General features: G+C 63.7%; 16 protein-coding genes. 11 read left to right on the forward strand and 5 right to left on the reverse strand.

The window, feature by feature from the left end; genetic code table 11:
- Positions 1–38 precede the first annotated feature (38 nt).
- The 9 genes from G5V57_RS23950 (at position 39) to G5V57_RS33985 (ending at position 6,835) form a co-directional block, all read left to right on the forward strand.
- Positions 39–785 (forward strand): hypothetical protein, encoded by a 747-nt coding sequence (locus tag G5V57_RS23950; RefSeq protein WP_165170085.1) that lies wholly within the window; start codon positions 39–41, stop codon positions 783–785.
- A gap of 180 nt (positions 786–965) precedes the next feature.
- Complete coding sequence (locus G5V57_RS23955) at positions 966–1,730, forward strand: DUF899 domain-containing protein (RefSeq protein WP_165170087.1); 765 nt, start codon at positions 966–968, stop codon at positions 1,728–1,730.
- A gap of 8 nt (positions 1,731–1,738) precedes the next feature.
- Positions 1,739–1,984: a hypothetical protein gene (locus G5V57_RS23960; RefSeq protein WP_165170089.1), complete on the forward strand. Its 246-nt coding sequence runs from the start codon at positions 1,739–1,741 to the stop codon at positions 1,982–1,984.
- Between the two features lie 1,028 nt (positions 1,985–3,012).
- Entirely contained in the window at positions 3,013–4,227 is a 1,215-nt protein-coding gene (locus G5V57_RS23965) for a hypothetical protein (protein WP_165170091.1), read from the forward strand.
- Positions 4,228–4,437: 210 nt separating this feature from the next.
- Complete coding sequence (locus tag G5V57_RS23970; protein ID WP_165170093.1) at positions 4,438–4,791, forward strand: helix-turn-helix domain-containing protein; 354 nt, start codon at positions 4,438–4,440, stop codon at positions 4,789–4,791.
- Positions 4,784–5,080, forward strand: coding sequence for a putative quinol monooxygenase (locus G5V57_RS23975; protein WP_165170095.1), 297 nt, complete (start codon positions 4,784–4,786; stop codon positions 5,078–5,080). The genes G5V57_RS23970 and G5V57_RS23975 overlap by 8 nt, the downstream gene beginning before the upstream one ends.
- Positions 5,081–5,133: 53 nt before the next feature.
- A complete protein-coding gene (locus tag G5V57_RS23980; protein ID WP_165170097.1) occupies positions 5,134–5,607 on the forward strand; it encodes a cupin domain-containing protein in 474 nt (157 codons plus the stop codon).
- A gap of 33 nt (positions 5,608–5,640) precedes the next feature.
- Positions 5,641–6,162 carry a cupin domain-containing protein gene (locus tag G5V57_RS23985; protein WP_165170099.1) on the forward strand — a complete coding sequence of 174 codons (522 nt, stop codon included), beginning with the start codon at positions 5,641–5,643 and terminating at the stop codon, positions 6,160–6,162.
- Between the two features lie 133 nt (positions 6,163–6,295).
- Entirely contained in the window at positions 6,296–6,835 is a 540-nt protein-coding gene (locus tag G5V57_RS33985; RefSeq protein WP_206530094.1) for a hypothetical protein, read from the forward strand.
- Positions 6,836–6,871: 36 nt separating this feature from the next.
- Here the strand turns inward: G5V57_RS33985 and G5V57_RS23995 are convergent, their stop codons facing one another.
- From G5V57_RS23995 to G5V57_RS24005, 3 genes are read right to left on the reverse strand one after another with little or no spacing between them, the layout of a single operon-like run.
- Positions 6,872–8,017, reverse strand: a complete 1,146-nt coding sequence (locus tag G5V57_RS23995; protein WP_165170101.1) for a hypothetical protein — start codon at positions 8,015–8,017, stop codon at positions 6,872–6,874.
- Complete coding sequence (locus G5V57_RS24000) at positions 8,014–8,907, reverse strand: HTTM domain-containing protein (RefSeq protein ID WP_165170103.1); 894 nt, start codon at positions 8,905–8,907, stop codon at positions 8,014–8,016. Before G5V57_RS24000 ends, G5V57_RS23995 begins: the two co-directional genes overlap by 4 nt.
- Positions 8,891–9,268, reverse strand: a complete 378-nt coding sequence (locus tag G5V57_RS24005) for a hypothetical protein (RefSeq protein WP_165170105.1) — start codon at positions 9,266–9,268, stop codon at positions 8,891–8,893. Before G5V57_RS24005 ends, G5V57_RS24000 begins: the two co-directional genes overlap by 17 nt.
- Positions 9,269–9,613: 345 nt before the next feature.
- Between G5V57_RS24005 and G5V57_RS24010 the strand changes: the two genes are divergently transcribed.
- Positions 9,614–10,105: a hemerythrin domain-containing protein gene (locus tag G5V57_RS24010; RefSeq protein ID WP_165170107.1), complete on the forward strand. Its 492-nt coding sequence runs from the start codon at positions 9,614–9,616 to the stop codon at positions 10,103–10,105.
- Positions 10,106–10,111: 6 nt separating this feature from the next.
- Here G5V57_RS24010 and G5V57_RS24015 read toward each other — a convergent pair whose 3' ends face one another.
- Complete coding sequence (locus G5V57_RS24015; RefSeq protein ID WP_165170109.1) at positions 10,112–10,843, reverse strand: Crp/Fnr family transcriptional regulator; 732 nt, start codon at positions 10,841–10,843, stop codon at positions 10,112–10,114.
- A gap of 80 nt (positions 10,844–10,923) precedes the next feature.
- Positions 10,924–11,784, reverse strand: coding sequence for a LytTR family DNA-binding domain-containing protein (locus G5V57_RS24020; protein ID WP_165170111.1), 861 nt, complete (start codon positions 11,782–11,784; stop codon positions 10,924–10,926).
- Positions 11,785–11,963: 179 nt separating this feature from the next.
- On the opposite strand from G5V57_RS24020, the gene G5V57_RS24025 reads away from it, so the two are divergent.
- Entirely contained in the window at positions 11,964–13,733 is a 1,770-nt protein-coding gene (locus tag G5V57_RS24025; protein ID WP_165170113.1) for an FAD-binding oxidoreductase, read from the forward strand.
- Positions 13,734–13,767: the final 34 nt, after the last annotated feature.

Here is a 13,767-nt window from a genome sequence, read left to right on the forward strand (position 1 = left end):
AGTATCCTCGACGACACCACCAAGGACAAGGAGAACTCATGAAGCTCGTTTTTATCACCGCCCTTATTGGCATCACTCTCGCCGCGGCCACACCCATGCGCGCCGCCGACACGACGATCGAAGCCATGCCGCCCAAGCTCGAATTGCAGCTTGCGCTGAGCGCCGCACCACCGCTCCTGCGCGACAGGGCCACCGTGCATCTGCTCGATCCGAAGACCGGCTACAAGCTCGCCAAGCAGGGCACCAATGGCGTCACCTGCATCGTCGAGCGTACCCAATGGGAGCTCGCGAACTTTCGCAACGATATCTATGTCCCGCTCTGCTACGACGCCGAAGGCACGAAGACCTATCTCAGTTACATCATGGATACGGCGACTTTGCGCGCGCAAGGCATGGGCCCGGCGGAGCTCAAGGCCGAGGTCGAGAAACGTTTCCGCGACAAAACCTATAAGGTGCCGGAGAAGCCCGGTCTCTCCTACATGGTGGCGCCGATCATGCGCACCTTGGGCCCGCCGGATCTGAAGGTCCGCACCATGGCCATGCCGCATCTGATGTTCTATGCGCCCTATCTCACCAATGCCGAGATCGGCGCCGCGCCTGATTTCGCCGACTTCGACAGCCTCGTCTATCCCTTCGTCGACAGGCAGGGCAATCCCGAGCACAGCTACATGATCCAGCTCATCGGCCAAGCGGAGAAGGCGAAGATCCTCAGCAACGAGAAGCAGCTCCTCGCCGATCTCTGCGCCTATCGCGACGTGCTGTGCCTCGACCATATGGAGCATTGAGCGATGCGTGCGCGCGCACCTTCTCCTTCCCCCTTGCGGGGAAGGTGGCAATCCCGGCTGTAAGCCGGGATTGCCGGATGGGGGTCGGGTGGTGATCCAGGCGCCATCCAATCGCGCCAGTTTTGTCACTCACTCCCCCGTGCATTCCGCTCTTAAATTCATCCCGAAAGGAGAAACACCATGACCATTCATTCGACCGCAACGCATGATGTCTGGCTCACCAAGAGGCTCGCACTCCTCAAGGCGGAGAAGGAGCATACAAGGCGTAGCGACGAGCTGGCGCGCATGCGCCAGGAACTGCCCTGGGTGAAGCTCGACAAGACCTATCGCTTTGATACCGAGAAGGGATCCGCCACGCTCGCCGATCTCTTCCAGGGCCGCTCGCAGCTTCTCGTCTATCACTTCATGTTCGGTCCCGATTACGAGGCCGGCTGCATCTCCTGCTCGTCGATCGCCGACAGCTATGACGGCTTCGCCGTCCATCTGGCGAACCACGACGTCATGCTGTGGACGGTGTCGCGCGCGCCCCTCGCCAAGCTCACCGCCTACAGGAAGCGCATGGGTTGGAGCTTCCCCTGGGCGTCGTCGCGCGACAGCGACTTCAATTTCGACTTCGACGTCTCCTTCACCGAGGAGCAGCAGCGTCAGGGCCGCATCGACTATAATTACGCGCGCAACGCCCATGCGCTGGACCTGGATCCGGTGCCGCCGCCCGTCGTCGAATTCGCCGCCCGCTCCGGCACCGATCCCGCCACTTTTGGGCGCGACCGGCCGGGCCTCAGCGCTTTCGCGCGCGAGGGCGACGACATCTATCACACCTATTCCACCTATGCGCGCGGGCTCGACGGCCTGTGGGGCATGTATCAGTGGCTAGACCGGGCGCCCAAAGGACGCAACGAGCAGGGCCTGTGGTTCCGCCGTCACGACGAATACGCCAAGGCCTGAGGTGTGCCATGATCGCCTCCGCCCTCAGCCTCGCCGCCGCGCCGACTTTCGCCGTCATGGCGCTGCTCACGGGCTGGCTCGGCGGCGATCCGGCGCTGATGCTGTGCGGAAGCCCGCAAGGATCGCCGCTCACCGGCATGGTCTTCATGTACGGACTGATGAGCCTTTTCCATCTGGGGCCATGGGCGAGGGCAGCATCCAGATGGTTCTCAGATAGCCGGATAAACATATCCTCACGTAAAGATATGTGGTAGTTCCATCTATTCAAAGGGGGAGCCGCTCGGTCATCGCGGCTCGTCCGGCGCTGGATGGGACGCCTTCATGGCCAAGCCTGATTGGACCACGGTCTCCGAAGGTATCACCGACCGGTCAACCGACTATACGACAGACTATGCGCAGTACCGGAAGGCGAATGCGCGGATGGTCGAGCGCGTAATGCGCGGCGCGGGACCGCACGCAACCTCCACGCCGCGCGGCGGCGTGCGACTGGTCTACAACATATCGACGGCTCATATACCGAGCTTCATGTCGAAAAGCGGCGCGGCGCAGCACCCCGCTTACTTGAACCGATATGATCTGATGAACGCTCCGGCCGGCCGGCTCGGCAACGCTCCCCCCTCCAATCCTCCCGGCACCCTGCCTTTGCGCGAGCGCATCGACAATGTCGTCGCCGAAGTGGGCTGGCCCGGGCAGGCTGACATCCCGGCGGATATCTATTACGGGGCCCTGGAGCTGAACGGTACCGGCATAAGGTACTTCGGCGATGCGTGCCTGGTGCTGCGGTATGACAAGGTGCCAAGGGAGTCGCTGGTTCTCTACCGCAACAGCTACGACCTTTCATGCGATCCGGTCGTGGATCGGATCCATGTGCCCGGCGACGAGAGCGGCACCCACAAGAACTCCGTTGCCGAACTCGATGGCTGGGCGGGACGCTGGCCCGATGACGTGCCCGACATGGTCATTTGCAAGATACTCGAGCAACGCCCCGACAGCCGGCGGCGGATGACGACGGGCGCCGTCTCGGAAGGGGTCCTCGCGGACGAGGACTATATCGAGATTCCGAAGCGCGGTTCATTCGCCGCGCGGGATGTGGAGGAGTGCAGATTGGGCTCGGCCGATGCCGCGGCTGAGGCGCGCATCGCCGACCGCGCTCGCAATGGTCCGCTGCCCGGTTTCGCCGAGTTGCAGTGGCGGCATCGCCGCCGGGTGGCCGAAGCGGCGCTCGGCAAGGGCCCCGACAGAGTTCCGGTTCGTGTGGTGATGACGGTCGGACGGATCGCGGATGAGCGAGTTGTGGTACATCGATGCTCTGGACGCCATCGCCGGCAGCGGCTTCGCCAGTTTCCGCGAAGCGGATCTGAAAGACGAGAAGCCGGACCCCTCCGTCATGGCCGTCCATATCGATGCGCCCTTCTTTCAGGCGGTGCCCATCGCGAGCCGGGGACTGGCCTTCGCCGCCGCGCGCGGCGGGCATCAGCTGGGGCTTTTCACTGAGAGAGGCGAGGCCGCATTTGCGACGCTCGACGAACTGACGGAGTTCATCCGTCGCGCCTATATGGGGTCGGGTGGCGGCGATGGTGCTGGCGGTGGCGGGCCAATACCGCCGGAGGCAGGGCCCGCTGGCGGGGAGCCTCTGGAGCCGCCTCCGATCGAAGGCAGCGATGTTATCAAGGCATTGGTGGCGGCCTCTGAGGAATTTGTCGCCAATTCTAATGACCTCGTCAACGCGGACGCCGGCGAGACGGCGCCCTCGCGCTATTTCAGATCGCCGGGCGAACCTCACAGGCTGGAGACATTCACCGCCGCTTCGGCAAATGAAGCGGAGGTGCTGACCAGAACTGGGGCCATATTGATGGCCGAATTGATTCTTGCGGCGCCCAAACCTGGCGCGGAGCGCGCCGATTGGGGACATGCAGCGGCGGCGCTTGTCCATGCTTTGGCGCGGCATGGCATTTTCGAGAATATCTACCAGGATGGCCCGTCGTGGAATGTGATCACGCAAGCGCATCAGAGATCGAGTTCACAGGGAGGCGACAGCGACGATCTGGTGAAGTTGTTGCGTCACGCCCGTGAGGAGACGGGCTGGTCGGATCGTTGGGTGCATGGCTACGAGCGTCAGGATGCTCTCGATGATCTGTCGCTCTGGCCGGTTCCGGAGCGATTGAGGGAGGCAGGCATCGTCAGCTTGCGCGATTATCTTGCCGCCTATCTTGCCAGTCCCGGAATGCTGATCACGGCGGAAGACGCGGCGCTGGTGCTGTTTGCCGCTGTCCACATCGTTGGACAGAGGGCCGTCTCGCCCTGGAGCATGCCGCCAATCCGGGGCAAACTGGTTGCGGAGAGCCTGCAATGGCTCGCACGCCAGCTTCCCACTCTGATCTTCGCCAGCGACATCGAAGACCTGATCGGCAACGCTCGTCACATGCGGGCAGCCCGGGGAGGTTCGCCGGATGGAACAGCCGCAAGGGTCGAGACCTGGCCTAAGGCCTCCGCGTGAACAGCGTCATCGCGGCGAAGTCATCCTGGAGCCGGCCGGCGGCAATCCCGGCACCCAACATGCTGACCGATGTCTTAACCTTCCACCTCCTGTCCTTGTGATCTGCTGCGGGTTGCACGCGGCATTTATGGACGGTAGCTATGAAGCCATCCGGATGGAGACAATACGCACCGCGAGGTTAGTGCTAACCCGCGGGTAAGGGAGACAGCGATGACGGTCATACCGAAGGACTGCGGTTTCACCACCGCGATCAGGATCATCGGCGGCAAATGGAAGATCGACATTCTCTGCGCCCTCAATACGGCGCCGCCCCGCTTCGGCCGGTTGCGCCAGATCATCCCGGGCATCAGCGAGAAGATGCTGGAGCAGCAATTACGCGAGATGGAGGCAGACGGCCTGGTGCGCCGCGAGAGCCATGACACGTCGCCGCCCAAGGTCGTCTACTTTCTCACACCGCATTGTGCCGCCTTGAGCGCCGGGGTCGCGAGCCTGTGCCAATGGGGCGAACTGCATCTGCGTCAGACCGTGGCGGCGCCTGAGCTGGCCGGAGCTGACTATGCTTAAGGTGATCGCCGAGGACTTCATCAAGCCGGAAGCCATCGATATCGTCCGCCCGCTCTACGCCGAACTCGTCGAGAAGACCCGGCAGGAGGAGTTGTGCATCGCCTATGATCTCTTCGTCGACCAGAAGGATCCCGGGCATTTCATCTTCATCGAGGCGTGGCCGGATCGGGCGGCACTCGATGCGCATTGCGCGAGCGAGCATTTCCGGCGGCTGGTGCCGCTCATCGACGCGCATAAGCGCAGGGAGCCGGAATTCATCCTGATGGATGTGTTCGCGGCAGACCCGTGAACCCCGCCGCCTCGTTTAGGTGCCTCGTCCCAATTAATCCGGAGGGCTGATCTATGTCGAAGGTGCCTGTTTTCCCGCTGCGCCCGATTCCGTCGCGCGAGGTCGCCTGGGAGGAATTCTCCGAGGCGCCGCGTTTCGCGTCGCGCTACCGTCATCTGAGCCGCGCCGCGCTGGGCGACGACTATCGCGTCGGCGTGGTGATCGAGGAACTGGCGCCGGGAAAACAAAGTTCGCCCCGGCATTATCACATCTTCGAGGAAGAGCATGTCTTCGTCCTGGAAGGCGCGCTCACCTTGCGCCTGGGAGCCGCGTCATACGAGATGAAAGCCGGCGACTATGTCTGCTTTCCCGCCGGACAGAAGGCCGGACATTGCCTCATCAACACCAGCAGCGCCGTCTGCCGCTATGTGCTCGTCGGCGAGCGCAATCCGAATGAGGTGGTCGTCTATCCGGATTCGAATAAAGTGCTGCTGCGGCCTTTGGGACGGGACGCGGTCTTCGATCTCGGCGCGACGCGCGATTACTAGGATGGGGAGGAGACTGGTCTGCCGGAGAGCGCGGTGCCCTCCACGGTCCCGCCCCTGGTGATAGAGGCCGCCCTGGAACCGAAGCCACCGATCTCGACGCCAGATATCGCCTGGCATGAAAGGCCTCTGGAGCGCGGCTTCTTCGACCGCAACAAGCATCTGACCTTCGAGGCGGTGGGCGAGAACTACCATGTTGGTGTCCTGATCGAAGGGCCGCCGCCCGGCATGCGGCTGGCGCCGCGGCACTATCACATGCTGGAGGAAGAGCACGCGCTCATCCTCGAAGGCGAGGTGACATTGCTGCTCGGCGAGGAGCGCCATGTCATGAAAGCGGGTGACTATGTGTGCTTCCCGGCCGGGCAAAGGGTCGGCCACAGTTTCCTCAACAGCGGCTCCGGCCCCTGCAGCTATCTGATGATCGGTGAGCGCAACCCGAACGATGTCCAGGTGATGCCCGATTCCAACAAGATGGATGTCCGCGCTCTGGGCCGGGAGCGCACGATCTTCGACATGTCGGGGGTCAGAGACTATCTCGATGGCGAAGAGGCGAATTGACGGGGCCCGCCACCTTGCCGTGAGCAGTGACTTTTTTTGGGTGGATTCCGTTTCACTCTGGCGACGCGGCGGAAGGGATTGCTAGAAAAGCCCGCCGTCGGCACGCCGCCTGCGGCGTCTCGGGGATTCGCACATGCATTCGGACCGGCTTTCGCCACAACGCGCCGTGGTGCGCACCAGCTACGTGTTTTTCGCCGTACTCGTGGCATCGGCAGCCTTGCTGGCCACCACGGCTTCGGCAGGCAATGCACCGTCCTCGTTCGATGCACTCACCCAGATCGCAGCACTTTCTGTCACGGGGCAACCGGTGATTGCCAAAGACGGCCAGCTTCCCGGTCGCTCGCAGATGGCAGCGAATGGTGGCAATGGCGGGAACGGTGGGAATGGTAGCGGTACGCCCGGCAATGGCGGCAATGGCGGGAATGGCGGCAATGGCGGGAATGGTGGCGGTACGCCCGGCAATGGCGGGAACGGTGGAAATGGGGGGAATGGCGGCAATGGCGGGAATGGCGGCAGTCCCGGCAATGGCGGCAGTCCGGGCGGCGGGGGCACCATCGGTGGTGGAAACAGCCCTGGCCGCAGCGCGGACCCGGCCTCCGGCCCCGACAGATCCGACAGATCCGACAGATATGATCCGGATTTCTGTGGTCCGCTGACAGGACAATCCTGCTGACGACGACGACCTCAGGCGCGCCGGCCTGATCCGATCCTATTTCCCGGTGCGAAAGGCGAAATCGTCGATGACGGCTTGCCAATAATGCTCGGTCTTGATCTCGATCTTGGTGATGCGCCGATAGTCGGCGGCGAAATAGACGGGCCTGGTGGAGGAGAGCACGACCTGATCCTCATGTGCCACGTCCTCGCCCCGCCATGCCCGGATATGCAGTGTCTCGCCTTCCGCGCTATCCCAGCCGGCCCCCATATAGGCTCCGGCGAAATCGAAGGGCTTGTCGCTGGCGACCGTCGCCGGATGGCCTGAGCTGTTATAGGCGATGAACTCGCCCGACACGGCCGCGTTGATGTAGCCGGGCCCGCCGGTGAAACGCTGATGCATGGCGACGATGTTGTACCAGTCGAGCCCGCCATAGCCCGAAGGCACCTCGAATACGCCGGAGGTTGCGAGGTCATCGAAGCCGATGACACGGGTTTCCGGGAGCGGCGGTTCCTCGCTCTCCGTCGCGCCCGCAAAAGCGGACAGTACAACCGGCGCCTGATCGACCGTCACCTTGCGGCGCTCGGACGCGGCCTCGATCTGCCAGTCGCCGGGGCTCGCTTCGATACTGAAACGCCCGTCGGCGCCGGCTCTGAGATCACGCTTCGCACCTTCGGGTCCAATGGCTGAGATCGATGTGCCGGCCGCGGCCACGCCACTGATCGTCAGATCCGCCGCGAGACCGACGGGATGCGTCGTCCTGAGCGCGATCATGTCGCCGGGCGCGCCGGGCCTGACCACATAGTCGCTTTCCTGCATGTCGTTGACGGTCGTGATCGACCAGCCGGGCGGCTTCATCACGCGGAAGCTGTAGCGTCCGGGGTCCACCACTTCACGATCGCGCCGGAGAACCGACATGCGGAAATTGGCGAAGCCGCTGACATTCGTCCTCTCCAGGCTGGTGCGCCCGTCCGGCTTGCCGAGCTCGACCGCTATATTCGGCATCGGACGGTCGCCGAGATCGTAGACGCCATTCCGGTTGATGTCGCGAAACACCAGGAGGGACGTGTTCATCTCGCCGCCGCTGAAGGCGCTCCAGTCGCGTGCCGGATAGAGCGGATCAGTCGCGCCGGCGGGACCGGCGAGAAGAATTACGCCGAAGCCCGCCGCCGGAAGGCCGGACCGGCCTGGTTCGCGCCTCATGATGTCGTCTCCCCGGTTTTCGCAGCAGGCTCCATCCCTTGCACGCGCCGGATCACTTTGTCGACGTCATCCGCATCGAGATAGGCCAGATAGAGCACCATCATAGTCGCGCTGAACGTGTAGACCGGCAAGGCGACATAGATGATGGCGTGGAAGGCAAGACCCGCCCAGATGAGGTAGCGCCTGGTGGGGAGAAAGGGCAGGCCGAATGCCAGGGCATATTCGAGCAGCACAACGGCGATGGCCGTCAGCATGGCGAGGTGCCGAAAGCCGGGCAGGCCCGGATAGTCTGAGCCGGCATAGAACCAGAGGAATATGTGCTCGAGCCTGGCGCCGCTCAGAAACGCGAGACTGGTCTTGTCAAAAGCGGAGAAGAAATAGAGCACCGAAAGTTGCAGGACGATGAGTCTGAGGCCCCACAGGTTGCCATATTCGGGGGGCGGCGCATGTCCCTCACGCCGGGCCCGCGTGACCGCCAGATAGCGGTCGAGCGAGAAGGAGCGTCCGCACGGCGTAAGCGCGATGAGCAGGGCCGCAACGGAGAGCAGATAGGCATGGTGATGCGTCCAGGGTTCGCGGCCCAGCGCATGGCCGAAATAGTAATAGATGGCGAAACCGACCAGCCCGCTCCACACCGCCGCAAGCCGGCTCTTGTAGCCGACGAAGAGCAGCGTGGTCGCGATGAAGAAATTGACCGACAGGATAAGGCCGGGGAGCGACTGGTTCATATAGAGTAGCAATTCGCCGGCCCAACGCGACCAGAAGAGCAGGGCTAGTCCGACGCGGACAAGGGCCGAAGAGCGCGACGAGCCATATGATGAGACTGCCCAGTCGGCGAAGCGCGCCAACAGGTGCCGGCCATTTCCATCCGCCTCAGCCGGCGCAGGCATTCTGTTCCTCCGTGCGGATGATCCGCCAGCCGCCGCGCGTCGCCAGCCGCGCCGCGACGCGCAGATCCGCACCGGACCCCAGGACGGCACATAGTCGCTCGATGATGGAAGTGAGTTCGTCGGCATTCTCGATGCGCTTGAGCTTCCCGCCGGGCGGAACCCCGAGCACCGCGAAGCGGTTCAGGGGGCGCGATGTGCCGTCGGGAGCGCGGGTCGTGAAAGAGGCCTCGATCAGGCCCAGACCAATGCCGCTGAACATCGTCCAGGAGCGCCAAAACACCGTGCGCGTGCCCAAGGCCTGTTCGATCACCGGGCCGGCGAGCATGAAGGCGGCGATGGCCAGGAAGAGGACGAGCCGCACGTGCCGCGCCCCGACGGAGCTGGCAGGTTGCGCTGTGAGTCCGGTCGAGACGGCGTCCACCATATCTCGACCTTAGAGCAGGTCCGCTCCCCCATTGAAAAGGGTTTGGTACGGCCACGCGGATCTGAAACGTCTCTATGAGATGGCCTTGACCGGTCAGCTGACGCATTTCAACGGCACGCCAATCAGGTTCGCAAAGCCTTGAGAACTGGCTCTGACAGGAATATCCAGCCGGGCCTGACGTCGCACCTGCTTGACCCAGATCAAACCGCTTTGCCGCAGGTCCGGCTAGAAGGAAGCCTTGCGAAAGGAATCCGTCATGAAACACCGAGGCGCGGCGTCGCCATGAGACAGGAAGCATGGAGCTGCCGGGTGCTGGAGGCCTGTCCGGCGGGCGCGGTGTGCCGTGCCGGCGAGCATGTTCCCTGTATCGATCTGGCGCGGCTGCATGCCGAGAAGCTCGAGCTCTGCGCCGCGCTCGAGGCGATCGCCGACGATCTGCCGGCGCGCGTCGACCGTCTCAAGTGCCTGACCATCGCCAGCACGCTCGTTCCGTTGCTGCGGGCCTGTCATCGCCTGGAAGAGGAGGCGATATTTCCTGCTTTCATTGCCGAGCGCGGCGAGGCAAGGGTCATCGCCAGACTCACAGCCGAGCATCTCGAGGACGACAGCGCCGCCGAGGATCTGACCGAGATGCTGCTCGCCATCGGCCACGGCGCGGCAGTCAGCAATCCGGAAGCCTTCGGCTATATGCTGCGGGCTTTCTTCGAGGCGATGCGCCGTCATATCGCCTTCGAGCGCGACCATATCCTGACCGCCATCGGTTGCGACGGATAAGGGCTGTCAGTCGCCGGCCTGCGCGACGAGACGATCGATATCGACAACGGTCACACGGCGCGTGCCTTCGATCCGGATCACGCCGTCGGTGCGCAGGCGGGTGAGCTGCCGGCTGACGGTTTCGATGGTGAGGCCGAGGAAATCGGCAATCTCGGCGCGCGACAAGGGCAGGTCGAATGTGGTGGGCGATGGTGCCGGATCGGCGGCGGGACTGATATTGCGGGCGATCATGAGAAGAAAGCTCGCCACTTTCTCGCTCGCGGTCTTGCGGCCGAGCGTCACCATCCAGTCGCGCGCCTGGTCGAGTTCCCGCAGCGTCTGCTTGAGAAGGCGATGCTCGAAATCCGGCTGCTCTTCCATCATCCGCTCGATAGCCTGGCGCGGGAAGGAGCACAGGTCGACCTGGGTCGCGGCCTCGGCCGTAACGGCGCTTTCGCTGCGGAAGGGGCGGCCGACGAAATCGGGTGCGAATTGCAGGCCGACGATCTGCTGGCGCCCATCGGGCAGAGTCTTGCTCAGCTTCACGACGCCGGACATTACATTGGAATAGCGCTCGACGCGTTCGGCATCGCCGACGAGCTCCTCGCCCTGCGGTGCCTTGTGCTTGACCGATGACTTGGCGAGCTCCACCAGCTGCTCGGGCGAAAGCGCGCCGCAGACGCCGCGATGACGCGCCTCACAGGCGGCACAGAGCACCGGAATGCCGGCTGTATGGATATCCTTGCGCAACGAGAGCATTACCTTTCGGAACCTGCGATGGGGGCGTCCTAGCATCCAATGGGGCAGGGAGCCACGTGACCTTTTGCCAAGGTGATCCCCTAACGCAGCGCCAGCCTATTGAGACCCCCGCGCCAGCGCCGGCTTCCAGAGAGTCGTCGTCCGTCCTTGAGCGTGATGGAGAAGTCGCCGCTTTCATTCGTCTCGGCGCCCACGACATGGCGTGCATTGACCAGTCGCGAGCGATGGATGCGCACAAAATCCTGCCCCGCAAGGTCGCGCTCCAGCGCCGCCAGTGTCTGCCGGCGTAAGAGGCTGCGATCGGCGAGATGCAGCTCGACATAGTTGCCCGCGGCCTCGACCCATTGGATGTCGTGCGTCGCGAGCCAGAGGCGCTTCGCGCCATCCCGGATCTCGAGGCGCGACGGCGCTTCGGCTTGCGGCGCCGGTGTGGCATTGGCGCGCCGCGCGAAGAGGGTCGCGAGAAGCCAGGCGCCGATGACGAGCCCGACATAAGTCAGACTGTCCTTGCGACCCTCATAGATCAGTCGCGTCAGGAACGGTTCGTTGTCCAGACCATAGACGCCGCCGAAGAGCGGATAGGAGAGGAACCGCAGCAGCAGCATGAGGACGACATGGAGAAGAATGAAGACGATCAACCCGGCCGCATGGCCGAGGAGCGTCAATGCCCATCCGATGCGGCTCGGCGCGAGCCGTTTCGCCCAAGCGAGGAGAAGCGGGGTGAGCGCGAGAACTGCCACGACACTGGTCGCTTCATCGACTGCAAAGGGCCAGAAGGAGGGATCGTCACCGTCACGTCCGGCCTCCATCCAGAAGGAGGTCGCCCCGACAAGGGCGATCGCCGTCAGCATGAGCACATAGAGAGACCACAGCCAGCGGGGGAAGTGAAAATCGGGTTCGATTTTCTCGCCGGGATCACCAATCAAGGGCTCGGCCGTCATGCCGCGCCGCCATTCGCGGCAGGGGCACCGCCATTCGTCCCCAAACGATTCCGGCGGACACCAAACAGGCTCCAATGAGAGGCGCGGACCGCGCCACAGGAGAGTCTCATGGCCATCACCTCGCAAAGCGTGCCGGTTTCTAGCATGCGTTTGCCGGCTTGTCCCCTGGAGGGCGCCCGATGAAGCGGCGGACATTGCTCGGGGCGGCGGCAGTTTCCCTTCTGTCCGCCATGGCTTCATCCGCTTCCGGTTTGGCTCGGTCGCGTGTTCGGCCCGGTGATCGGGACTGGCCGGCCCCGGCCGACTGGGGTCGCCTGCGCGGGCAAGTGAATGGCCGCCTCATCGAGGTCTCCTCGCCCATCACGCCCTGTATTGGTTCCGCGGACCGTGCCCGCACGGCGCAAGTCTTCGCCAATCTGCGCAATCCCTATTATCTGGGCGATGAAGCGGGGCTGACCCAGGCGTTGGGTTGGGTCGATGCCTGGACCTCGCAGCCCAGCGCCTATGCGGTCGCGGCGGAAACAACCGCCGATATCGTCGCGGCGGTCAATTTCGCCCGCGCGAAGAAACTGCGGCTCATCGTCAAGGGCGGCGGCCACAGCTATCACGGCGCCTCGAATGCCGCCGGCTCCCTGCTGATCTGGACGCGCCGGATGCAGACGATCACCACGCACGACGACTTTATCGCAAAAGGCTGCGAACAGGCATCTGTACCGGCGGCAACGATCGGCGCCGGTGCATTATGGGGGCGGGCCTATGACGAGGCGGCGCGCCAGGCGGGACGCTATGTCCAGGGCGGCGGTTGCCTGACCGTCGGGGTGGCGGGTCTCATCCAGGGAGGCGGCTTCGGGCCCTTCTCGAAGGCTTATGGCCTTGCGGCGGCAAGCCTGATCGAGGCCGAAATCGTGACCGCCGATGGCGTGGTGCGCATCGCCAATGCCTGCATTAATCCCGACCTGTTCTGGGCGCTGAAGGGAGGCGGCGGCGGCAGCTTCGGTGTCGTGACGCGGCTGACGCTGCGCACGCATGATTTCCCGAATTTCTTCGGCGGGGTCTTCGCCACGATCAAGGCTCGGTCGACGGACGCCTGGCGCCGCCTGATCGCCCGTCTCATCGCCTTCTACGCCGAAGCGCTGTTCAACCCGCATTGGGGCGAGCAGATCACGTTCCGCCCGGGCCACGAAATCGGTATCGGCATGGTATTCCAGGGATTGAGCCAGAAGGAAGCGGAAGCTGCATGGCGTCCGTTCTTCGACTGGGTCAGGAACTCACCGCAGGATTTCACCTTCGCCCAGGAGCCCGCCATCCTCGCGGCACCGGCACGTGATTTCTGGAGTCCGCAATTCCTGAAAGGACTTCCCGGCTTGATATTGTCCGATGACCGTCCCGGCGCGCCAGAGGGCAATCTGTTCTGGGCCAGCAACAGGCAAGAGGCGGGACAGGTCCTGCATGGCTACCAGTCGTGCTGGCTGGCGAAGTCCTTCCTTGCACCTGAGCGACAGGAGACTCTGATCGGCGCTTTGTTCCGCGCAACGCGGCATTGGAGCATATCGCTCCATTTCAACAAGGGGCTTGCCGGCGCTCCCGCCAGTGCGATCGATGCGGCGCGCGACACGGCGATGAATCCTCAAGTCCTCGACGCCTTCGCCCTGGCCATCGCGGGCGCCCACGGGCCGCCGGCCTATCCGGGCGTGCCGGGATATGAGCCCGATATCGCCAAAGCGCGCCAGGACGCGGCCGCAATAGACCGTGCCATGGCGCAATTGCGCGACCTCGATCCGTCTGCGGGTTCTTATGTGTCGGAAAGCGATTTCTTCGAAAGGGATTGGCAGACATCCTTCTGGGGCGCCAACTATGACAGGCTGCTCAAAGTGAAGCGCCAATACGATCCCGAGGGACTCTTCATCGTGCATCACGGGGTCGGCAGCGAAGGCTGGAGTGCCGAATGAGATCCGCCCTTTCCGCGACGGATCTCATCCAGAT

It is taken from the genome of Nordella sp. HKS 07, from assembly GCF_011046735.1.
Classification (GTDB): Bacteria; Pseudomonadota; Alphaproteobacteria; order Rhizobiales; family Aestuariivirgaceae; genus Taklimakanibacter.